Annotated in this window: 18 protein-coding genes and 2 tRNA genes; 11 read left to right on the top strand and 9 right to left on the bottom strand. The window is 72.5% G+C overall.

Going from position 1 to position 21,088, the window contains the following annotated elements; genetic code table 11:
* Positions 1-83: 83 nt before the first annotated feature.
* From ACF09K_RS07225 to ACF09K_RS07215, 3 genes are all read right to left on the bottom strand, one after another.
* Positions 84-3,068: a Z1 domain-containing protein gene (locus ACF09K_RS07225; RefSeq protein WP_392241503.1), complete on the bottom strand. Its 2,985-nt coding sequence runs from the start codon at positions 3,066-3,068 to the stop codon at positions 84-86.
* A gap of 49 nt (positions 3,069-3,117) precedes the next feature.
* Positions 3,118-4,671, bottom strand: a complete 1,554-nt coding sequence (locus tag ACF09K_RS07220; protein WP_392241502.1) for an ATP-binding protein — start codon at positions 4,669-4,671, stop codon at positions 3,118-3,120.
* A 369-nt stretch (positions 4,672-5,040) separates the two neighbouring features.
* Positions 5,041-6,051, bottom strand: a complete 1,011-nt coding sequence (locus ACF09K_RS07215; protein ID WP_392241501.1) for an SEC-C domain-containing protein — start codon at positions 6,049-6,051, stop codon at positions 5,041-5,043.
* Between the two features lie 275 nt (positions 6,052-6,326).
* On the opposite strand from ACF09K_RS07215, the gene ACF09K_RS07210 reads away from it, so the two are divergent.
* The 3 genes from ACF09K_RS07210 to ACF09K_RS07200 all read left to right on the top strand — a co-directional run bounded on the left by ACF09K_RS07210 (position 6,327) and on the right by ACF09K_RS07200 (position 8,636).
* On the top strand, positions 6,327-6,659 hold the full coding sequence (locus ACF09K_RS07210; protein ID WP_392241500.1) for a DUF6412 domain-containing protein: 333 nt from the start codon (positions 6,327-6,329) through the stop codon (positions 6,657-6,659).
* A 139-nt stretch (positions 6,660-6,798) separates the two neighbouring features.
* Entirely contained in the window at positions 6,799-7,569 is a 771-nt protein-coding gene (locus tag ACF09K_RS07205) for a YidC/Oxa1 family membrane protein insertase (protein ID WP_392241499.1), read from the top strand.
* 209 nt (positions 7,570-7,778) lie between these two features.
* Positions 7,779-8,636 carry a fumarylacetoacetate hydrolase family protein gene (locus ACF09K_RS07200; RefSeq protein ID WP_392241498.1) on the top strand — a complete coding sequence of 286 codons (858 nt, stop codon included), beginning with the start codon at positions 7,779-7,781 and terminating at the stop codon, positions 8,634-8,636.
* Between the two features lie 113 nt (positions 8,637-8,749).
* Here ACF09K_RS07200 and ACF09K_RS07195 read toward each other — a convergent pair whose 3' ends face one another.
* Both ACF09K_RS07195 and ACF09K_RS07190 read right to left on the bottom strand, forming a co-directional pair.
* Positions 8,750-9,262, bottom strand: coding sequence for a heme-degrading domain-containing protein (locus ACF09K_RS07195; protein WP_392241497.1), 513 nt, complete (start codon positions 9,260-9,262; stop codon positions 8,750-8,752).
* Positions 9,259-10,326 (bottom strand): Gfo/Idh/MocA family oxidoreductase, encoded by a 1,068-nt coding sequence (locus tag ACF09K_RS07190; RefSeq protein WP_392241496.1) that lies wholly within the window; start codon positions 10,324-10,326, stop codon positions 9,259-9,261. Before ACF09K_RS07190 ends, ACF09K_RS07195 begins: the two co-directional genes overlap by 4 nt.
* A 56-nt stretch (positions 10,327-10,382) precedes the next feature.
* On the opposite strand from ACF09K_RS07190, the gene ACF09K_RS07185 reads away from it, so the two are divergent.
* The 5 genes from ACF09K_RS07185 (at position 10,383) to ACF09K_RS07165 (ending at position 15,175) form a co-directional block, all read left to right on the top strand.
* Positions 10,383-11,789: an ROK family protein gene (locus ACF09K_RS07185; RefSeq protein ID WP_392241495.1), complete on the top strand. Its 1,407-nt coding sequence runs from the start codon at positions 10,383-10,385 to the stop codon at positions 11,787-11,789.
* Between the two features lie 132 nt (positions 11,790-11,921).
* Entirely contained in the window at positions 11,922-12,878 is a 957-nt protein-coding gene (locus ACF09K_RS07180; RefSeq protein WP_392241494.1) for a hypothetical protein, read from the top strand.
* A 170-nt stretch (positions 12,879-13,048) separates the two neighbouring features.
* Positions 13,049-13,828, top strand: a complete 780-nt coding sequence (locus tag ACF09K_RS07175; RefSeq protein ID WP_392241493.1) for an HAD-IIA family hydrolase — start codon at positions 13,049-13,051, stop codon at positions 13,826-13,828.
* Positions 13,829-13,931: 103 nt separating this feature from the next.
* Positions 13,932-14,513 carry a hypothetical protein gene (locus ACF09K_RS07170; protein ID WP_392241492.1) on the top strand — a complete coding sequence of 194 codons (582 nt, stop codon included), beginning with the start codon at positions 13,932-13,934 and terminating at the stop codon, positions 14,511-14,513.
* Entirely contained in the window at positions 14,510-15,175 is a 666-nt protein-coding gene (locus tag ACF09K_RS07165; RefSeq protein WP_392241491.1) for a class F sortase, read from the top strand. Before ACF09K_RS07170 ends, ACF09K_RS07165 begins: the two co-directional genes overlap by 4 nt.
* 138 nt (positions 15,176-15,313) lie before the next feature.
* On the opposite strand, the gene ACF09K_RS07160 is transcribed toward ACF09K_RS07165, so the two are convergent.
* Positions 15,314-15,387, bottom strand: a tRNA-Lys gene (locus ACF09K_RS07160).
* Between the two features lie 201 nt (positions 15,388-15,588).
* Here ACF09K_RS07160 and ACF09K_RS07155 point away from each other — a divergent pair.
* The 3 genes from ACF09K_RS07155 to ACF09K_RS07145 all read left to right on the top strand — a co-directional run bounded on the left by ACF09K_RS07155 (position 15,589) and on the right by ACF09K_RS07145 (position 18,955).
* Complete coding sequence (locus tag ACF09K_RS07155) at positions 15,589-16,932, top strand: peptidoglycan-binding protein (protein WP_392241490.1); 1,344 nt, start codon at positions 15,589-15,591, stop codon at positions 16,930-16,932.
* Positions 16,933-17,101: 169 nt separating this feature from the next.
* Entirely contained in the window at positions 17,102-18,211 is a 1,110-nt protein-coding gene (locus ACF09K_RS07150) for an SPFH domain-containing protein (RefSeq protein ID WP_392241489.1), read from the top strand.
* Between the two features lie 138 nt (positions 18,212-18,349).
* Complete coding sequence (locus ACF09K_RS07145) at positions 18,350-18,955, top strand: lytic polysaccharide monooxygenase (protein WP_392241488.1); 606 nt, start codon at positions 18,350-18,352, stop codon at positions 18,953-18,955.
* Between the two features lie 109 nt (positions 18,956-19,064).
* On the opposite strand, the gene ACF09K_RS07140 is transcribed toward ACF09K_RS07145, so the two are convergent.
* The 3 genes from ACF09K_RS07140 to ehuA form a co-directional block, all read right to left on the bottom strand.
* Positions 19,065-19,138: transfer RNA gene (locus ACF09K_RS07140), tRNA-Lys, on the bottom strand.
* Between the two features lie 197 nt (positions 19,139-19,335).
* Entirely contained in the window at positions 19,336-20,094 is a 759-nt protein-coding gene (locus ACF09K_RS07135; protein ID WP_392241487.1) for an IclR family transcriptional regulator, read from the bottom strand.
* Positions 20,095-20,279: 185 nt separating this feature from the next.
* Positions 20,280-21,050 carry an ectoine/hydroxyectoine ABC transporter ATP-binding protein EhuA gene (ehuA, locus tag ACF09K_RS07130; RefSeq protein ID WP_392241642.1) on the bottom strand — a complete coding sequence of 257 codons (771 nt, stop codon included), beginning with the start codon at positions 21,048-21,050 and terminating at the stop codon, positions 20,280-20,282.
* Positions 21,051-21,088 lie beyond the last annotated feature (38 nt).

Here is a 21,088-nt window from a genome sequence, read left to right as displayed (position 1 = left end):
GATTCGTGTAGCGGCCCTGATGTCTTCCTCGAATGGAAGCAATGTCCGTCCTCTTCTAGCGAGCCATGAGCCCTGCTCGGCGGTCAGTCCTGGGTGGCTTCAACGATAGCGACGTCACGCCGAGTTGAGTCCTTGGCCTGGAAGCGTACGAGCTGACGCTTGGAGTCGATCGCCGAACGCGGCGGGATGACAGTGAACGCCAAGGTCACTTGGGAAGCGTCTGCTGCACCTCCTGCTGCGACAGTCTCGACCTCTGCGTCGGTTGCGGATTCGACCACAGGGTAGAGCAGGACCACGCCACGGTGAGGGCCGATACCCGATGGGCCAACTGCTGTTGTATTTGCTTGCGCGGTGTCAATCAGGTGCTGAGCATAGGAGCGGTGTTCGAGACCTGAGATGCGCCCGAACGCCTTCCCCGTCTGGCGGCTACGGCGGAACAACGAGAAGGGTCCATGGCCCAACAGTGTTGCCTCGATCCGACGGCTTTCCGCACGGTGTGGTGCGAGTACAAGCCAGTCGTCGACCCGGGCCAGTCGGCCGTCCAGTTGTGAGAGATAGGTGAGGTGCGGAGCCATAACATTTGCGCCCTCCCACTCAAGAGAGCTCAGGATGCCCAGCAGTTCGGCGTGTAGTACGACAGTTTTGGCTGCTTGAAAGCTACGAGACAAGTGAGTGGTGTTGTCCACCTGGATACGGCACGTAGTGGACGAACCGCTCAAATTGGCCAGCACAGACCGCCAGCGTTGCGTATTGCGTGCAGTGATCCTTGAGTCTAGAGGGTATGCCGCAGGCTCGATTGGCTGGCCGGGTGACCTTACCTCAATGAGCTGCGCATTGAACATCTTGTTACGGGCTGAGGGCTTCACCCACGGAAGGTGCTGCGTGACGAGAGGCGGAATCTGAGCTGGTGTAACTTGCGGGCTGCCATCTACCAGTGGGGCATAGCGAGCTAGCTCAGCTCGGAAGAGTTCTTCGTCCAGGCAGATCGCCTCAAGGGCCTCATAGAGGTCGACGGTCTTCTTGCCGATGAGTTCTTCACGACCGATGTACAAACGGACCAGATCTCGATATCCCGGCCGGAAGCCGAACCAGCGGCCCATCTGCATCAGGGTGTCTGCCTGCTGGGTGGTGCGCCGGTAGTAGGTGATCGTCAGGCCTTCCACGGTGAAGCCACGGGAGAGCTTCGTGCCACCGACCAGGATTTTCCAGACATGTGGCGTCCGGTCAAAGTCCAGGTTGAGTTGATCGAAGTAGCGGTCCGAGTCGCCGTTCACGACGATGACCGGCTGACCGCCTGATCCGATGCGCTGGCGTGCGGCGTTTACGTAGGGACGCAGCACTTCGTAGCTGGCGGGAGAGGGGAGGTCTGAAGCGTGCGCCTCACTGACCGGAGCAAAGTCCGAGGCCCACAACGCGGCGAGGCGGTCGTGGCCGGCAGCCGAGCTATAACCCGCCTGATGCCACATCGAATTGATCCGCAGCGCGAGATCCGCGTGATCGTCCTTCCGCACTGACTGGTGCGCGAGCATCGTGTGGTGACGGAACGGGCCGTCAGGTACTCCGTGATCGGCTCGGTACAACTTGAGGGCTCCGGACAGCACGAAGGAGTCCATTGCTTCTTGTAGCCGGTCACCCGTGGATTCGTAGACGTCCCGGATGTGCGCCTTCTGCTGGGAGTTGGCGTACGTACGCTCCTCTGCTGGGATCGCCGAGTCCAGATCGTGGAAGTCCTGAGCTCCCATGTATCCCGAGGGGCGGGGAAGCGAGATCAGGAAGTCGTTGGGGAAGAGGTCCCCGTCGTCGCCGGGATCGATGAAGACGTTGGCGAAGGGCGTCGCCGTGTAGCCCACATACTGCGCGCGCGGGAGCAGCTCTAGAAGTTGAGAAAGCAGCCCGTTGATGGCCGTGCGCTCGGGTCTGCCCTGCTCCCACTTCTTCGGGTCCAGAGTGTTGACGGAGGCCTGGTCGGACTCGTCATCGATGATCAGGGTGGGCAGTTCGCCCAGCAGTCCGTGGATCTGCTTGAGGTCCTTGACCAGCTTGGTCAGGACGGCCTTGTTCTTCTTCACCACCAGGACGCGGGCGGCGGTGTGGTGGAGGTTCGCCGGATCATGCAGGGGACGGGTCGGTTCCCGCTTCTCGAACTCGAGCGCCCGGATGCCCTGGGCGAGGCTCTTGTAGTCCTTGTCGCGAGTGGTCAGACGCTCGATGTCGAACGCGCCGAGGACGGACGGGCGTGCTCCGTGCCGGACGAAGTCCTCCCAGTCCGCGTCGTCGTCCCCCACGTAGTCCACACCCACGAGGGAGTCGAGGTCCGTGACGTCCGCGCCCCGCAGGATGTTCTCCTGCCCGATCAGCTCCATGTCGAGTCGGCGCTGGGTCTGAGCGCGCAGCAGGTTGAGGGTGCCGCCCAGCACGATGACGAGTCGGTAGCCGGCGTCGATGGCCTTGGCGGCGACACCCGTGAAGTTGGCCGTCTTGCCGGACTGCACATACCCGACGACCAAGCCCTTCGCCTGCCGGGCGGCAGGTTGTTCCGGATCGGTCAGGCGTTCCACGACCGCCCGGCTCGCTTCGTCGAGGCTTGCGACCGCGGTGTCCGACCACCCCTTGGCGCGGAGCTTTCCTTCGTACGACGTCCAGTAGAAGGAGCGGGCAGCCGCTCGCTCCGGGGTGTACCAAGGGGTGAACTCGCGCGTGATCACGGTGGGGCCAGGGATCTTCGCCACGGGTACGGCGTCGTCCAGCGCCTTTCGCACATCGCTGCCGAGCTGGAGCCTGTCGTACACGGCTGCGCGGCGCTCGTCGGTGCGGGCAGGGGTGGTGGACGCCCAGTGCGGGTCCTCGACGAAGTCCCAGGCCGTGAGGTGACGGCTCCAGAGCGCTCTGAGCGACTCGTCGCCGCTGACGAGGTGGGTGTGGAACAGCTCCTCGCTCAGGTCGGCGTCCGGGTGGTCCTCCTCGGCGGCGAAGGCGGCCGACTTCCCGAAATGGCGGGGCGCGCTCTTCATGCCCGCCAGTGCGTCGGTGTGGATCGCAAGGAGAACGGAGGGCGGGGTGTCACTCATGTGGAGTCCTCGGTCTGGGGCAGAGGCGTGGTGGGGTGCGTTGCCGGCGTCAGGAAAGGGGCTGGGCACGTCGTGCGCGCTGAGCTTCCACCGAGGCCATGAGAATGGTGTTCCAGTAGTCCAGACGGTCTTGACGGCTGCGTTCCCAGCGCCCCAGTCCGAAGCAGTCCTCGAGAAGCAGATACAGCAGGGTCTTCGTCACAGGCGTGTCGTTCGATCCGCCGCGCCTGCCGTCGTTGAAGTCCTCCCGGTACGCCTTGTTCAGGATCACGACGTTGCTCTCACGGTCCAGGCCGAAGAACTGGTCAGCCGGCAGCGGGCCCCAGACGAAGGCGATTGGTTCCTCGCCCGGCTTTTCGGGGAGCTCCTCCTTGATGACCCGCTTGACCTTGGGATCCAGGCCCTTGCCGGGTGGCGTCACAGGCTTGCGGACGATCTCGTTGCGCCTCGAACCGTCCCGGTAGGCGGTCTCGGCGTCCAGGATGAAGCTCCGGAAAGTGCGGCCCTGGGAGTCCACCGCCTTGTCGAGGCCGTCGGTGAAGGCCTGGGTGACGGTGATCTTCTCCTTCTTCACGTCCAGGCTCAGGACGTTGTTGTCCTGGGGCGGAAGCTCGACCGCGACACGAGCGAGCACCAGGTGTCCCTCAGGATTCCGCCAGCCGTTCCATCCACCGGCCTGCACGAGGCGGTCGTTCCGGTAGAAGTAGAAGCCCTGCCTGTCCGTCAGCGAGCCGACCTGGCGGAAGCCCGCCTGCTTGGACTTCGCTGGCCAGATGTGCGCCTTCAGCCGCAGGTCTCCCAGACTTTCCACCGGGGCCACGAACTCCCGGGGATAGCCGACTTTGCCCGGAACCTTGTATCCGAAGGGATCCAGGGCTTCCACGGCGATGTGGTCCACTTCCTCACCAGGACCCTGCCCTCCGTTGCCGACGTCCCAGACCGCTATGTCGAGCTTCAGCCCGCGCTGGAGATACCGGTGGAGATAGAGGCCGAGGTGGGTCTCGAGGCGGGATATCGCCTTGGACAGGAACTGGTCACTCTGGCCGCGGGCGACGGTTTCGAAGGCCCGCACGCCGTCCCAGCGCACGACGGTTCCCTGCCACTCGATGACCCCGTCGTACCGGTCCACGAGTTCCTGCGCGTACCGCGGGTCGACGGTGTCGCAACGAAAGCCGTCCTCGATGCCCTCCGCGGTGAGGAGGCGTCCGGCGGCTCGGCTGCGCCGGGTGCGGCTGACCACGGTGAGCGAGGAGGCATGGGACAGGGAAGCCGCTTTCAGTCCCGTGCCGTACATCCCGAGGGCGCCGTCGCCGTAGTCGCGGCGGCGTCCCACCGTCATCGCGGCGTCCAGACCCTCCTCGTCCATTCCCTTGCCGTTGTCGATGATCAGCAGGGAGAGAATCCGGTCGGCATCGCGCAGGAAATGGACGACGATCTTGTCGGCCTGGGCGTCGATGGAGTTGTCGATGAGGTCGGCGACGGCGACCTCGAAGCCGTAGCCCTGGTTGGTCAGGGCCCTCCCGTAGCCGGCGTCCGGCGGTAGGCGCGTACTGCCGGTCGTGGGGACGTCGTACTGCCATTCGGTACCGGGCTGGTAGGGCATGTTTCCTCGAAGACACAGGTCAGGGCCTGCTCCACGAGTTAGCAGCCCCCTACACACAACAGGCGGAGATGTGACCGTACTGCAAAGGTTGGACATAGGGGGAGGCGGATGCTGAACGGGGGTGATAAATCCCTTATCTGCGCCTGATTCGCAAGTAGTTCTGGCCAAAGATCTTCATCGAATATGTCGCCATGGGTACATCCAGGCGACTGTTCTGGCCTGCCTGAACTCCGGGCAGCGTTCCGGGTGCCCGGAGCCCGAGGAGCGAAGCTCCGTGTCAGCGGCTCCGGGCGTCATACGCCGTTCGGTTCGGGAACACGCCGGGTGCTCGGCAGCCGACCGGTGAGGTGCCCGTGAGGGGGGCGCCGGTTATGCCCCATGACACTCCCCATAAGCCTTCTGCGACCCGCACCAGCAAGAAGCCCCCCGCTCCGGCGGCCAGGCCGCCGCCTTTCCCCGTGCCGCCAGGATCGTCGCGTACTGCGGGAGCAGGTCGGCGTCCGCGGGGGACGTGCCCTCCGAGGCGGCGAAGGCCTCGTACGAGGGGACCGTGCCCGTGACGATGCCCAGGTTGCCCGTGCCGGAGGCGGACAGTTCGCGCAGGGAGGCCTCTATCACCGCGAGGTGGGTCTCGTGGGAGGGGTACTCGTCCGCGAGGGCGGGATAGGTCGACAGCAGTTCCGCCAGTTCGCCCGCCGGCCAGTGCAGGATCGCCACCGGGAAGGGGCGGGAGAGGGCCTCCCGGAAGGTGCCCAGTTCGGCGCGGAGGCGGGAGATCTCCGCCTCCAGTTCCAGCGGGTTGTCGGAGCCGAGGGACCAGACCCGCTTCGGGTCGTGGAGTTCGTCCAGGGGGACGGGGGACGAGCTCAGGGAGTCGGCGAGGGTGTCCCAGTCGTCGTGGGCCGCGCCCAGCATGCGGCGGACGCGGTGGCGGCCGAAGAGGAGGGGGTGCGTGGCGTACGGCGGCTCTGCCACGTCCGTCAGCAGCAGCCGCGCGGCCTCGGTGAACGTCGCCTCCGCCGCCTCCAGTTCGTCGTGGGCCTCCAGGGACTCCGCGACGATCACCCAGGGGGCCGGGTCCCGCGGCGCGGCCGCGCGGATGCCGTCGATGATCGCGCGGGCCTCGGCCTCGTGGCCGTACTCCCACAGGTTCGAGGCCTTGAGGGCGCGGACCAGGTGCGGGGCGTCCAGGCCGGCCGGGGACGACAGCAGGCGGTCGTAGAGGGTGGTCGCGGCGGGGCGGTCGCCGGACAGCTCCAGGTGGGCCGCGGCCTGGACGAGCAGGGCCTCGGCGTCCTCGGGGTACAGGCCGGCGGTCCGCTCCAGGCGTGCCGCTTCGGCGGTGTGGTCGACGTTCTCGGCAGGCGTGTCGGGGCGCATGGGTGACACCGTACTGCCGACCGGTGACGAAGAGGAGACAGCCGCAGGCCAGGGGCGGCGGGGGCGGGACGGGACGGGGAGGCCTGCCTGCTGCCCGAGGTGCCGGGGGCCGGGGAGGGGACGTCCCGCGGCGGTCCTGGAACGCCGGAACCGTGCCCGTGCCGCGAACGGGGCCGCGTTCGAGGGCGGTTGGCCGAGCGGACCCCGCCCCACGCCCCGGCCCGTTCGGGTATAACCGAACGAGGACAACGACGTGAACGGGAGGGACCACGGTGATGCGCGCCATGCTCGCCACCCCTCTCCTGCGGCGCCGGCCCGCGGTCGCCCTCGTCCTCACCGTCCTCGGGCTCGCCCTGGCCGGCCTGCCCGACGCGGGCGGCCTCTCCGCGACCGTCGCCCTCGCCGCGACCGCCGCCGCCGGGGCCGCCCTCGCGCTCTGTTCGCTTCTCGCCGCGCGCTGCGCCCCCGCGGTGCCGCGCACCCGGGTGCGCACGGCCATCCGCGACCGCGACCGCCGTACCGCCTTCCTGCCGCAGCGCGATCCCGACGCCTCCGGACGGCCCCGGCCCAGGGCGCCCGGACACGCCCTCCCGACGGCCGTCGCGTAGGGCACCCGGGTCACCACCCAGGTCGTCACCCGGGCCACCGCCCAGGTCGCACCGCTGACCACGGCGTGCCCCGCGCGGGCCGTCATGCCGCCGTATCCACGTCCCGGCACGACGAGAACCCCCGGAGGGCTCCTCACCCATGTCCGTCTTCCTCGCTGTCTTCGTCCACCTCGTCGAGCGGTTCGCCGACCTGCTCGAACCCCTCTTCCACGCCTCCGCGGCCGCCGCCGCGATCGTCCTGTTCACCGCGTTCGTACGGCTCCTCGTCCACCCCCTGTCACGGGCCGCCGCCCGTGGCCAGAAGGCGCGGGCCGCGCTCCAGCCGCGGATCGCCGAACTGCGCGCCCGGCACGCCCGCGACCCGGAGAGGCTCCAGCGGGCCGTGCTGGAACTGCACGCCCGGGAGCAGGTGTCCCCGCTGTCCGGCTGCCTGCCCGGCCTCCTCCAGGCGCCCGCCTTCCTCCTCCTCTACTACGTCTTCTCGCACTCCACGGTCGGCGGCGAGACCAACGGCCTGCTCACCCACCGGCTCCTCGACGCGCCCCTCGGCGACCGCTGGACCGACGCCCTCGCCGCCGGCGGACCGTTCGGCGGGGCCGGGCTGGTCTACCTGGCGCTGTTCGCCGTCGTCGCGGCCGTCGCCACCGCCGGCTACCGCCTCGCCCGGCGCGCGACGGCCGTGAACGCGACAGCCATGAGTGCGACGGCCGTGAGCCCGGCGGCGGGCGCTGTGGCGGGCGGGCCGACCGGCGGGGAGCAGGTGCCCGGCCTGGGCGCGGTCACCCGCGTGATGCCGTTCCTGTCCTTCTTCACCCTCGTCACCGTCGCCGTCGTACCGCTGGCCGCCGCCCTGTACGTCGTCACCAGCACGGCCTGGAGCGTGGCCGAGCGGGCGCTGCTCCACCGGTGACGTGCACGTGGCGCGGGGCCCGTGGTGACGGGCCCCGCCGTGGCGGTCCGTGATGCCGGTCCGTGATGCCGGTCCGTGGGGCGGGCCCGCGGTGGCGGTCCAGTACGTGAACCGGGTCTTGCGGAGTGGACGCGCGGCTTGGAGGATCGACCGGTCCTCCGGCGGTCGCACCCGGCGGCGGACGCCCGCGAGCGAGGGAGACTGTGATCATGAAGCTGCTGCGAGTCGGTACGGCGGGCGCGGAGCGTCCCGCGCTGCTCGACGCCCGGGGGACCCTGCGGGACCTGGCGGGCCTCGTGGACGACATCGACGGCGCCCTGCTCGCCGACGCCGACGCGCTCGGCCGGATCCGCGCCGCCGGCGAGTCCGGGGAACTGCCCGTGCTGGACGCGACCGGGCTGCGGATCGGCCCGCCGGTCGGGCGGATCGGCAAGGTCGTGTGCATCGGGCTGAACTACCACGACCACGCCCGCGAGACGGGGTCCGCGGCGCCCGCCGAGCCCGTCGTCTTCTTCAAGGCGGCGGACACGGTCGTCGGGCCGTACGACACGGTGCTCGTGCCGCGCGGCTCCACGCGGACCGACTGGGAGGTGGAGCTGGCGGTCGTCATCGGGCGCACCGCCCGCTACCTGGAGTCGGCGGAGGAAGGGCTCGCGCACGTCGCCGGGTACGCCGTCGCGCACGACGTCTCCGAGCGGGAGTTCCAGATGGACCGGGGCGGCACGTGGGACAAGGGGAAGAACTGCGAGACGTTCAACCCGCTCGGCCCGTGGCTCGTGACGGCCGACGAGGTGCCCGACCCCCAGGCGCTGGGGCTGCGGCTGTGGGTCAACGGCGAGCTGAAGCAGGACGGCACGACCGCCGAGCAGATCTTCCCCGTCGGCGAAGTCGTCCGCTACGTCAGCCGGTTCATGGTGCTGTACCCCGGTGACGTCATCAACACCGGGACGCCGGCCGGGGTCGCCTTCGGCCGGCCCGAGCCGAAGCCGTACCTGCGGGCGGGGGACGTGGTCGAGCTGGAGATCGAGGGCCTGGGACGGCAGCGGCAGGAGTTCGAGGACGCGTGACGCCCCGCCGGGGGGCGGGGGAAGGGGCGAGCGAGGCGCCGGGGCCGGTCGGGCCCGCGGGGCGGAGCCGCGCACCGGCTCCGCCCCGCGGGCCCGCGTCCCCGTGGCGCGTCTCAGCGCGGGTCCGGGTCCTTCTCCAGGAACTGTTCCAGGGCCTGGACCACGAACCGGTGGTCCTCCAGCTGCGGCAGACCCGAGACCGTCACCGCGCCGACCACTCCGACGCCCTCGACGGTGATCGGGAAGGAGCCGCCGTGGGCCGCGTACGTGTCGGGGTCCAGGCGCGAGGACTCCTCGAACGTCGTGCCCTTCGCCCGGAAGCGCGATCCCACCAGGTAGGACGAGGCGCCGTAGCGCTCCACCACCCGGCGCTTGCGCGCGATCCAGGCGTCGTTGTCGGGGGCCGAGCCGGGCAGGGCCGCGTGGAAGAGCTGCTGGCCGGCGCGGTGGATGTCGACGGCCACCGGGGCCTGCCGTTCGCGGGCCAGTTCCACCAGCAGCGAGCCGAGCGCCCAGGCGTCGTCGAAGGTGAACCGCCGGAACACCAGGCGGCGTTCCTGCGCCTGCAGTTCCTCCAGGGTGGGAGCGATCTCCGGGGTGAACCTGGGGGTGATCTCGTGGGTCACAGCGACACCGCCACTCCGTCTCGTGCCGAACGGCGGGCCGCCTCCAGGACGTCGAGCGCGGCGGCCGCCTCCGCGGCGGTCACCGGGTTGGGGCCGCCGTCGGTCAGTGCCTTCGCCACCGCAGCGTAGTAGGCCGGGTAGTCGCCGGGCAGGGTCCGGACGGCCCCTCCGCCGCCGGTCACCGGCGACTCGCCGGAGCCGATGCGTCCCCACAGCTCCTCGGGCTCCTCGCCCCAGCCGGCGCCGGGCCGCCCGCCCTCCCGCAGCGCCGCCTCCTGCGGGTCCAGGCCGTACTTCACGTAGCCGGCCTCCGAGCCCAGCACCCGGAACCGCGGCCCGAGCTGGGCGGTCGTCGCGGAGGCGTAGAGGTGGGAGCGGACGCCGTTCGCGTGGGTGAGCGCGAGGAACGTGTCGTCGTCGGTCTCCGCGCCGGCGCGGCGGACGACCGCCTCGGCGTAGACCCGCGTGACCGGGCCGAAGAGGACCAGCGCCTGGTCGACGACGTGGCTGCCGAGGTCGTACAGCAGACCTCCGATCTCCGCCGGATCGCCGGACTCCCGCCAGCCGCCCTTCGGCCGCGGCCGCCACCGCTCGAACCGGGACTCGAAGCGCCACACCTCGCCCAGCGCGCCCTCGGCCAGCAGGGCGCGCAGGGTGAGGAAGTCGTTGTCCCAGCGGCGGTTCTGGAAGACGGAGAGGAGCAGTCCGCGCTCGTCGGCCAGGCCGGCCAGCTCGCGCGCCTCGGCGGCGGTACCGGCGACCGGCTTGTCGACGACGACCGCGAGGCCCGCTTCGAGGGCGGTCCTGGCGAGCGGCACGTGCGTTTTGTTCGGGGACGCGACGACGACCAGGTCCAGGTCTCCGGAGCGGGCGAACAGCTCGTCCGGGGTGCCGGCGACGCGTACGTCCGGGAACCCGGCGCGGGCCTGCTCCTGCCGCTCGGGGTTCGAGGTGACCACCGTGTCGAGGACGAGGCCCTCGGTGGCGGCGATCAGCGGGGCGTGGAAGACGGAGCCGGCCAGGCCGTAGCCGATCAGGCCCACGCGGAGGGGGGTACCAGTCATACGGCCTACTTTCGCAACGCTGTTGCCAAAGTGCAAGCGCGGGGGAGAATGGGCGCGTGGACAGGACGAACGGCGGCACGACAGGCGGCTGGGGCGGCGCGATCGGGGCGAGCCGCCCGAGCGGGGTGGGCGGCGTGGGCGGCCTGAGCGGGGTGGGCGGCCTGAGCGGGGTGGGCGGGGTGGGCGGCCCGCCCCGTCCGGGCGGCACGAGTGGGACGGGTGGGGCGGACGGCGCGGGCGGCACGGCGGGCGGCGCCGTCGGCGCGAACCTCCTCGCCGTGCGCAGTCACAACGCCGCGCTCGTGCTCGACCTGCTGCGCACGGCCGGACCGGACGGCATCAGCCGGCTCGAACTCGCCGAGCGCACCGGCCTCACCCCGCAGGCCGTCAGCAAGATCACCGCCCGGCTGCGGGAGGAGGGCCTCGCGGCGGAGGCCGGCCGCCGCGCCTCCACCGGCGGCAAGCCGCGCACCGTGCTGCGGCTGGTGCCCGAGGCCGCCCACGCGGTCGGCGTCCACCTCGACCGCGACGAACTGCGGATCGTCCTCACGGACCTCGACGGAAGCGTGGTCCGGGAACACCGCGGCCCGCTCGACCTGGGAGCCGGGGCGGAGGCGGTGCTGGGGGCGGTGGAACGGGGCGTCGGCCGGACGGTGGGGGAGGCGGAGGGGCCGGTGCAGGGGCCTGGGACTGGGGCTGGGCCTGGGCCTGCGCCTGGGCCTGGGAGTGAGCCGGAACGGGAGCCGGTGCGCGGGCGGGTCTCGAGGCTGCTCGGTGTCGGCGTCGCCCTGCCCGGTCCGCTCGACCACACCCGCGGCGTCCTGCACCGCGTCACCGGCTTCCCCGAGTGGGACGGCTTCCCCCTGCGGGACGCGCTGGCGCGCCGGCTGGGCGTGCCGGTGGTCGTCGACAAGGACACCAACGCCGCCGCCCTCGGCCTCGCCGTCGCGGGCGAACGCGGCTCCTTCGCCTACCTCCACCTCGGTACGGGGCTCGGCGCCGGCCTGGTCATCGCCGGCCGGGTGCACCGCGGGACGCGCACCGGCGCCGGGGAGTTCGGCCACCAGGTCGTCCAGCTGGACGGGCCGCCCTGCTCCTGCGGCGACCGCGGCTGCGTCGAGGCGCTGTGCCTGGCGGCCATCGGCCGGGGCGACGTGGCGGAGGCGGCCCGGGTGCTGGGCGTCGCCGCAGCGAACCTCGCCGGCCTGCTCGACATCGACCAGATCCTCCTCGGCGGCCGCACGATCGCCGCCGCCCCGGACCCGTTCGTGGCCGGGGTCGCGGGGGTCCTCGCCGCGCGCGCCGCCCGCGAGGGCTCCCCGGACCTCGCCGTACCCGTTCGGCTCGCGCCCGGCGGGTCCGGCGGGTCCGGCGAGTTCGGCGGGTCCGGCGGCCCGGCCGGGGTGGCGGAGGGCGCCGCCCATCTGCTCCTGGGGCCGGTGTTCGGGCGGACGGACGTATGAGGGCGGCCCGCCCCCTCCGTCCCGCCCTCCTCCGTCCTGCCCCTCCCTCCCCGTCCGTCCGCCGAACGAATGCATTCGCACGGCCGTACGGTGGGGCGGCCCCCGTTCGGCACCCCCCTGCGGCAGGCTCACGTGTTCATGCGACTGTGCACACCCCTCTCCCTCTGCCTCGCCGCAGCCGCCGTCCTGCTGCCCCGGCCCGCTTCGGCGGAAGCCTGGCCGAGTTGTGCCGGGGCGGACGCGGGGGAGTTCCCGCTCACCACCCGCCTCCACGGGGGGCCCGGCTCCTACCGTGCCGGGGGCGGCCACGGCACCTGGTACATCGACCTCACCAACACCACCCGCCGCACCTGCGCCGGCGTGCACCCGGTCGTCGTCCTCGTCGACTCCGCGCACGCCCTGAAGCCGTCCCAGCCCCACCTGGAGTTCTACGCCGGCGGCCACCCGCGCCCCGTCCGCTTCGAGACGACCGACGAGGACGAACTCGTCGGACCGCTCGCGGACATCCCCGGCGCGACGCGGTCCGCGGAGCCCGTGGAGCGGCCCGCCCCCTTCCCCGGCTTCAGCGTCCCCCCGGGCCGGACCCTCACCGTGAAGCTGCGCCTGTCGTTCACCTCGGACGCCGCGCCCAACCAGGTCACGGCCAACGCGGCGGTCGTCCAGCGCCAGGGCGACGACGGCGAATGGGTCGGACAGTCGAACGACTACCGATTCACCATCGACACGGACACGGACACGGACGCAGGCAGGGACATGGACGCAGGCAGGGAGACGGACGCGGGCAGGGAGACGGATCCCGGGACGGAGACGGAGCCGGCACCGGCGACCGGGGGTGCCACCGACCCCGGCCGCGATCCCGGCCGCGATCCCCACTCGGCCTCCGCCGCTCCCACCCCCGCCCCGACCCCCGACGCCTCCCCGGACGCCTCCCCCTCCACCTCCCCCTCGCCCTCCGCCCCGCCCTCCCTCGCCGAGGAGGCCCAGGAACTGGCCCTCACCGGTCTCTCCTCACCGGTCGGCGCCCTCGCCGTCACCGCCGGACTCCTCGGCGCGGGCGCCACCCTCGTCATGCTCCGCAAGCGCCGCTGAGGGAGCGCCGCGGGAGCGCCGGGGCGCGGCGGGGGCCCCGCCGGGGTGCCGCCCGGCCCGCCTGGTGATCGGCCGGGTCCGGATCACGCGGTCCTGGCTAGGCTGGGGGCGTCGGTACGCCGTGGTTCCGGCGCCCGCACCGCCCGTACGCACGCCAGGAGACGCACCACATGGCAGACCGCAAGCCCATCGAGTCGTGGCTCACCGACATGGACGGGGTGCTCATCCACGAGGGCGTTCCGATCCCCGGCGCAGACTCCTTCCTGAAGAAGCTGCGCGAGTCGGGCCGGCCCTTCCTCGTGCTGACGAACAACTCGATCTACACCCCGCGCGACCTGCACGCCCGGCTGCGCCGCATGGGCCTGGAGGTGCCGATCGAGAACATCTGGACCTCGGCCCTGGCCACCGCCCGATTCCTGGACGACCAGCGGCCCGACGGTTCGGCGTACGTCATCGGCGAGGCCGGTCTGACCACGGCGCTGCACGACATCGGCTACATCCTCACCGACCACGAGCCGGACTACGTCGTCCTCGGCGAGACCCGCACCTACTCCTTCGAGGCCATGACGAAGGCGGTCCGGCTGATCAACGACGGCGCCCGCTTCATCTGCACCAACCCGGACGAGACCGGCCCCTCCGTCGAGGGCCCGCTGCCCGCGACCGGCGCGGTGGCCGCGCTGATCACCAAGGCGACCGGCAAGCAGCCCTACTTCGCGGGCAAGCCCAACCCGCTGATGATGCGCACGGGGCTGAACGCGATCGGCGCCCACTCCGAGACCAGCGCCATGATCGGCGACCGCATGGACACCGACGTGCTGGCCGGCATGGAGGCCGGGATGCAGACGTTCCTCGTGCTCACCGGCCTGACCCGGCCCGAGGACGTGGACGGCTTCCCGTACCGCCCGTCGAAGGTGGTCGACTCGATCGCGGACCTCGTCGACCGGATCTGAAACCCGTCACCGGGCGGAAGTGCCCCGGACGGAGCAGCGGCGCCCCGCTGGAGATGCGGGCCGCCGGCTCCGGAGAGAGCCTCCAGGTACTGGGAGGTTCACGATGGGTCCACTGGGAATCACGCTCTGTGCGGGTGTCGCGGCCCTCGCCGCGACCCTCACCCCGACGGCGTACGCCGCGAACCCGGCGGGCGGGGTCTCGGTGACCCCGTCGACCCCGGCCCCCGGCGACGAGGTCGTGCTCGAGGTCACCGGGTGCCCGGGGGAGAGGGCCACCGCGCGGTCCCGGGCGTTCGTCTCCGACGCGCGCCTGGTCGGTCCGGGAGGCCCGGGCGGCCCGCTGTCCGGCGAGACCCGGATCCGCACCTCGCTCGCCCCCGGTTCCCACCCCGTGACGATCGTCTGTGCTGATGCCGGTGCCGGTGCCGGTGCCGGTGCCGGTGCCGGTGCCGAGGTCGAGGGCACGATCGAGGTCGTGGCGGCCGCCGCCCGGCCGACCGCCCCCGCGTCCCCGGTCGCGCCGGTCCAGGCGGGCGGTGGCGGCGCGGCGCCCCTGGCCGCCGCCGACGACTCCCGCGTGGAGGGGCCCGGCCTGGCCCACACGCTCACCGGTCTGCTCCTGGCCGGCGCCGCCGCCGTCGCCGTGGTGCTGCGCGGGGCCCGGCGCCGCCGGGGGACGGAATGACCGCGTCCGAACGGGAACGCGGCTCCGGGCGGCTCCTCGGCGGTCTGCTCTGGGCGCTGCTGCTGCTCGGCCTGTGGCTGTGGGGCCGCGAGGCGACCGAGGTGCGGCCCGGTGCCGCCGTCACCGCCACGGGTGACGTGGCCGCGGTGGGCCGGCCCGCCGCCGCCGGGCTGCCGCCCGCCGCCCGGCCGCTGACCGCCGCGCTGCCGCAGCGCGTGGACATCCCGCGGCTGGGCGTGCAGGCCCCGGTCGTGGCCCGCGGCCTGGACGCGCGGGGCGCGATCGCCGCGCCCCCCTACGACCAGGCGGGCGTCGTCGGCTGGTACGCGGCCGGGGCGAAGCCCGGCGCCGCCGGTACCGCGCTGATGGTCGGCCACGTCGACACCGAGACCCGCCCCGCGGTCTTCCACGAACTGAGCAAGCTCGCGGCCGGCGAGACGATCCGGGTGGTCCGCGCCGACGGCAAGGTCGCCGAGTTCACCGTCGACGACGTCGCCGTGGTCCGGCGCGACGACTTCGACGCCCGCCAGGCCTACGGCCCCCGCCGGCCGGGCCGCGCCGAGCTGCGGCTGATCACCTGCGGCGGCACCTTCGACCGGGCCAGCCGCAGCTACACGGCCAACGTGATCGTCTCGGCGTACCTGACCCGCACCGGGCCCTGACCGGCAGCACCACGCCCGCCCGATGCCCGTCCGGACCGCCGCCTCGCCCGCCGCCCGGACCGCCGCCTCGGCGCCCGCCCGGAACAGCAGCCGGAACAGCAGAAAGCCCCCCGCTCGCGCGAGGGGCTTTCTCGTCTGTGCGCCGCCAGGGACTCGAACCCCGGACCCGCTGATTAAGAGTCAGCTGCTCTAACCAACTGAGCTAGCGGCGCCTGCTGACGACGTTAACTCTACATGACCTCCGGGGGTGCTCCTGACGCCCGGACGGCCCTCCCGACCTGCCCCGCACCCCCGGGGGAGGGGCCCGCGTACATCGTTCGGACCGTCAGCATGCGCGTCGGCAAGGCAGTTGGTGAAGACTGGCGAACGTGCACAGTCGCGGACATTTCCAGCTGCAGTGTGAGGGGAATCGCATGGTCGCTCCGGTGTTCGAGGAATTCGATCCCGCGAGCGACTGCGAATGCCCGGGATGCGTGGGTCTGAGGCGGGCCACGGCGGTTTCCCCGGCCGCCGGAGCAGGCGCTCGCCCGGCCGCCCACCGCACCGTCGTCGTCGCGGCCGCGGCCTCCGCGCTCCTCGGAGGCGGTCACGCGGTCCCCGCCCTGGCCGCCCCGCAGCAGGCCCCCGACCGGCCGGGGGCCCCCGCGGACGACGGACCCGAGACCCCGCAGGGCGCGAAGTCGCCCCTGCACGGGCCCGGCGGCAAACCCGCCGGCGGGGCCCTGCTGCCGGCGACCACCCGGACGGAGATCATCGCCCGCGCCCAGAAGTGGGTCGCGGCGAAGGTGCCGTACAGCATGAGCGCGTACTGGTCGGACGGCTACCGGCAGGACTGCTCCGGCTACGTCTCCATGGCCTGGAACCTGCCGGGGAACGAGTGGACGGGCAGCCTCCACACCTACGCCACCAGGATCACCAAGGAGGAGCTCCAGCCGGGCGACATGCTCCTGTTCCACAACACGGCCGACCCGACGAACGGCTCCCACGTCGTCCTCTTCGGCGGCTGGACGGACTCCACGCACGGCTACTACACCGTCTACGAGCAGACCCGCCCCACCACCCGCCGGATCGCCACCCCCTACGCGTACTGGACCAACTCCGGCAAGTACGTCCCCTACCGCTACAAGGGCCTGACCGCCGAGCCGACCGCCCCCGGGGTGCCGCAGGTCCCGGGCAAGGAGGGCGGCGGGGACGGCGCCAACCCCGGCCCCGGCGCCGCGGCGGCCCCGTACCCGGGGCGGGCGGCCTTCGGGCCCGGCGCGGACAACAAGAACGTCACCCTGGTCGGCCGCCTCCTCGTCGAGCGCGGCGCGAAGCGGTTCTACGCCTCGGGGCCCGGCCCGCGCTGGTCGGACGCCGACCGGCGGGCCACCCAGGCGTTCCAGCGGGCCCAGGGCTGGAGCGGCGCCGGCGCCGACGGGCTGCCCGGTCCGCTGACCTGGTCGCTGCTGACCACCGGCAGGGGCAAGGACATCGCCCCCGCGGGGTCCGGGGCGGTGGGCGCGCCCGCCCCGGCGGTCCCCGCCTATCCCGGCCGGGCCGCGTTCCGGCCCGGCGCCGACAACGCGCACGTCACCCGGCTGGGGAGGCAGCTGGTGAAGAAAGGGTTCGGCAAGCACTACACCCAGGGGCCCGGACCGCGCTGGGGCGAGGCGGACCGGCGGGGCGTCGAGGCCTTCCAGCGCGCCCAGGGCTGGCGCGGCGGGGCGGCCGACGGCTACCCGGGACCGGAGACCTGGCGGCGGCTGTTCTCGTAGGCCGTCGGACGGCCGCCCGTGAGCCGCACGCGGGCCGGGCCGCCCGGCGACCCCGGACGTCCGGACGGGCGCGCGGCGGCCCGGCCGTCCCCATCCATCTCGTCCACCCCATCCACCCCATCCACTGCCATGTGTCATGGCGTATCCGGCGCGGAGGCTGGAGGCACGCATGAGTACGACCACTTCTCAGACGCCCGGATCGGAGGGGCCGCCCCGGCCCGTCCGGCTGATCCAGAACGAGGCGACCACCGAGATCCCCGTCCACCTGCTGTTCCGCGACGAGCCCGAGCCGAGGCCGGTGCCGCTCGGGCCCACCGTCGTGGGCAGCCGGGCGGGCACCGGGGAGCGGCCGAGGTTCCGCCGGCCGGCTCCGGCGAAGCCGCGGCCCCTCGCGCAGGTCGACCCGGAGCTCGTCGAGCGGCCCGGCCGCGTGCTGCCCGGCGCGGTCGGGGTGGCCGCCGGGGTGTGCGGGGCGGCGGGCTGCGCGGCCGCCTCGTGGTGGGCGGGCGTGCTGCCGCCGGCGCTGGTGGAGGCGCTCGCGCTGCCCGCGTCGGCCGGCGCCGGGCTCGGCCCCGCGCAGTGGGCGGCGTACGCGGGGGCGGGCGCCCTCGGCCTGTTCGGCTTCGGCGGGCTGGCGCGCGGCACGACCGGGCGGGCCTGGGTGCTCGGCCTGTTCGGCCGCTACCGGGGGACGGTCCGGCGCACCGGCCTGCTGTGGGTGAACCCGCTGCTGCTGCGCCGCCGGGTCGACGTACGGCTGCGGCACTGGCGCAGCGAGGCGATGCCCGCGGCCGACGGCAACGGGGTCGCGCTGCGGGTGGCGGCGCTCGTGGTGTGGCGGGTGCGGGACACCGCGCGGGCCACGCTGGGCGTGGAGGACCACGAGGCGTATCTGCGCGAGTGCGTCGAGGCGGCGCTCGCCCGGGTCCCGGTGGAGACGCCGGGCGCCGGGCGGGGGGCGGTCGAGGCGTCCGGGGAGGCGCTGACCCGGCGGGTCGCGCGGGACGCGGGCGCGATCGGCCTGGAGGTGTTCTCGGTCCAGCCGTTGCGGGTGGAGTACGCCCCCGAGGTGGCCGCCGCCATGAACCGGCGCCGGATCGCCGCGCTGGACGCCCAGCAGCGGGCGTCGGTGCTGGGCTCGGTGGTGGACTCGGTGGAGGACACGGTGACCCGGCTGACCATGCGCGGGCTGGTGGAACTCGACGACTACGAGCGCAAGGCGCTGGTGAAGGACCTGACGGTGGCGTTCTGCTCGGGACGGGGGGAGCAGTCGCCCTGACGGGGGCGGCCGCCCCGACGACCCGTCGAACACGTCTCCCCATTGGTATGGACATGTCCAGCGATCGGCAATAATCTCGAACTTGGTCTAGACCTGCACGCCTCACGGAACCTCCCCACGTCCTCCAGGAGCGGCAGCATGCGCAAAAAGACCAAGTGGTACGCCGCCGCGCTCGGCCTCACCACGGCGGGAGCCCTCGTGCTCACCGCCGGAGGCGCGAGCGGCCACGGCTACACCGACCTCCCCGTCAGCAGGCAGAAGCTCTGCCAGAACGGCACCGTCGCCGGCTGCGGCAACATCCAGTGGGAGCCGCAGAGCGTCGAGGGCCCCAAGGGCTTCCCGGCCGCCGGGCCGGCCGACGGCCGGATCTGCTCGGCGAACAACACCCCGTTCGCCCAGCTCGACAGCCCGAGGACCCCGTCGGGCGCGGCCTGGCCGACCACCCGGGTGAGCGGCGGCCAGTCCTACACGTTCCGCTGGCAGTTCACCGCCATGCACGCCACGACCGACTTCCGGTACTACGTCACCAGGCCGGGCTGGAACCAGAACCACAACCTGGCCCGCTCCGACCTCAACCTGACGCCGTTCCTCACGGTGCCCTACGGCGGTCAGCGCCCGCCGCAGACCCTCTCCCACAGCGGCACCCTGCCGTCCGGGCTGAGCGGGCACCACGTCATCGTCGCGGTCTGGACGGTCGCCGACACGGCCAACGCGTTCTACGCCTGCTCCGACGTCACGTTCTGACCTCCGGGGCCGCGGGCCGCCGGGCCGGGTGTCGTCCGTGGTGTCGTCCGTGGTGTCGTCCGCACACGCCGAAGGGCCCCTCGTGCGAACACGAGGGGCCCTTCTTCGGTGCGCCGCCAGGGACTCGAACCCCGGACCCGCTGATTAAGAGTCAGCTGCTCTAACCAACTGAGCTAGCGGCGCATGACTCCCGCCTTCCGCTCTCGGCGGCCGGCGACGAAGAAAATACTACCCGGTCCGCGGGGGTGCTCCGGACCAGCTGCCGCCGGCCGTCGGGGGCCGTCCCGGAAGGCCCCCGGACCACCCCGGCCGTCCCCGGCGACCGGGGGTGACCGGAGGTGACCGGGGCGACCGAGTCGTCCAGGCGTGTGGTGAAAGCGCTAGAGGGCCAGCGAGAGCAGCACCCGGGTCGCGTTCCGGTTCAGGGTGTCGGCGGCCCGGCGCAGCCGGTGGGCGTGTTCGACGGGCAGGGACAGGGCCAGGCAGCCCGCGGTGGAGCCGGCCGTGATCGGGACGGCCGCGCAGACCGTGCCCACGGCGTACTCCTGGAGGTCGAGCACCGGCACCGTGGGCGGCTGCGACGCCAGGCGGGAGAGCAGCAGCCTGTCGCTGGTGATGGTGCGCGAGGTGAGGCGGGCCATCCTGTGCCGGGACAGGTGGTCGCGCCGGCCGTCGTGGTCGAGCTGGCCGAGGATGCTCTTGCCGAGCGCGGTGGCGTGGGCGCAGGAACGGAAGTCCACCCACTCGTTGACCGCGGGCGTGCCCGGGCCGTCGGCGTACTGGGTGACGGTGACCTCCCCGTCGACGTAGCGGCTGAGGTAGACGGCGGCGCCGAGGCGGTCGCGCAGCCGGTCCAGGGTCTGCTGGAGCTGGTTCCTGAGGGCCTCCTCGTGGTGGTGTGCGGACGCCAGGCGGGTCAGGGCGGCGCCGGTGACGTACGCCCCGTCGGTGACCTGCTCGACGTATCCCTCGCGGCGCAGCATCCGCAGGAGCGGGGTCAGTCGCTCCGTGCCGATGCCGGTCTCGCGGGTCAGTCCGGCGTCGGTGACGCCTGTGGTGTGCCGGGCCACCGTCTCCAGGACGCGCAGTGCGTCCTGGGTCGAGTCGTACGGCGCGGTCGGCTCGTGTTTCAGCGCCACGGTTCCCCCTGCGCTCGCTGTGTCGGCTGCGCTTGCTGCCTGGGCCGTCATCCGGTCGGTGAACCGGTTCCACGATATCCGGCGACGGGTCCGTGGGAAGGCGCGTCGAGCGGATGACGGCCCCCTCAGCAGGGCGACTGTTCCCTCGGCATATGCCGAAGGTGTGGTGCGGGCGCCGCCCGGTCTCAGAGCACGGCGCTGAGGAACTCCCGCGTCCGCTCCTGCTCCGGCTCGCTGAAGATCTTCTCCGGCGGGCCCGACTCGATGACGCGGCCCGCGTCGAACATCAGCACCCGGTCCGAGATGTCCCGGGCGAAGTTCATCTCGTGGGTCACGCAGAGCATCGTGATGTCGGTGGTGCGGGCGATGTCCCGCAGCACGTCCAGGACGCCGGCCACCAGCTCCGGGTCCAGCGCGGAGGTCACCTCGTCCAGGAGCAGCACCTGCGGCCGCATGGCCAGCGCCCGCGCGATCGCCACCCGCTGCTGCTGGCCGCCGGACAGCTGCGTCGGGTACTTGTCGACGTGCTCGCCCAGGCCCACCAGGTCGAGCAGCTCGCGGGCCCGCTGCTCGGCCTCGTCCCTGGACAGGCCGAGGACGGTGACCGGGGCCTCGGTGAGGTTGCGCAGCACCTTCATGTTCGGGAACAGGTTGAACTGCTGGAAGACCATCCCGATGTTCTTGCGGACCTCGCGGACGTGTTTCTCGCCGGCCCGCACCAGCCTGCCGCCCCGCTCCTCGTGGGTCAGGTACTCGCCGCCCACCCTGATCGTGCCCTCGTCGGGCCGGTCCAGGGTCATCAGCAGCCGCAGGATCGTCGTCTTGCCGGAGCCCGACGGGCCGATCAGCGTGACGTGCTTGCCGGAGTCGACGGAGAAGTCGAGCCGGTCCAGGACGGTGTGGTCGCCGAAGCGCTTGGTGACCTGGTCGAAGCGGATCAGCTCGCGGCCGTCCACGGGCGGATTGGCGAGGGGGCCGGTGCTCCGCGCGGCGT

This window comes from Streptomyces sp. NPDC014882 (assembly GCF_043081325.1).
In the GTDB taxonomy this organism is placed as follows: Bacteria; Actinomycetota; Actinomycetes; order Streptomycetales; family Streptomycetaceae; genus Streptomyces.
Note: the sequence above shows the minus strand (reverse complement) of the source record. Positions and strands in the feature narration are given on the sequence as shown.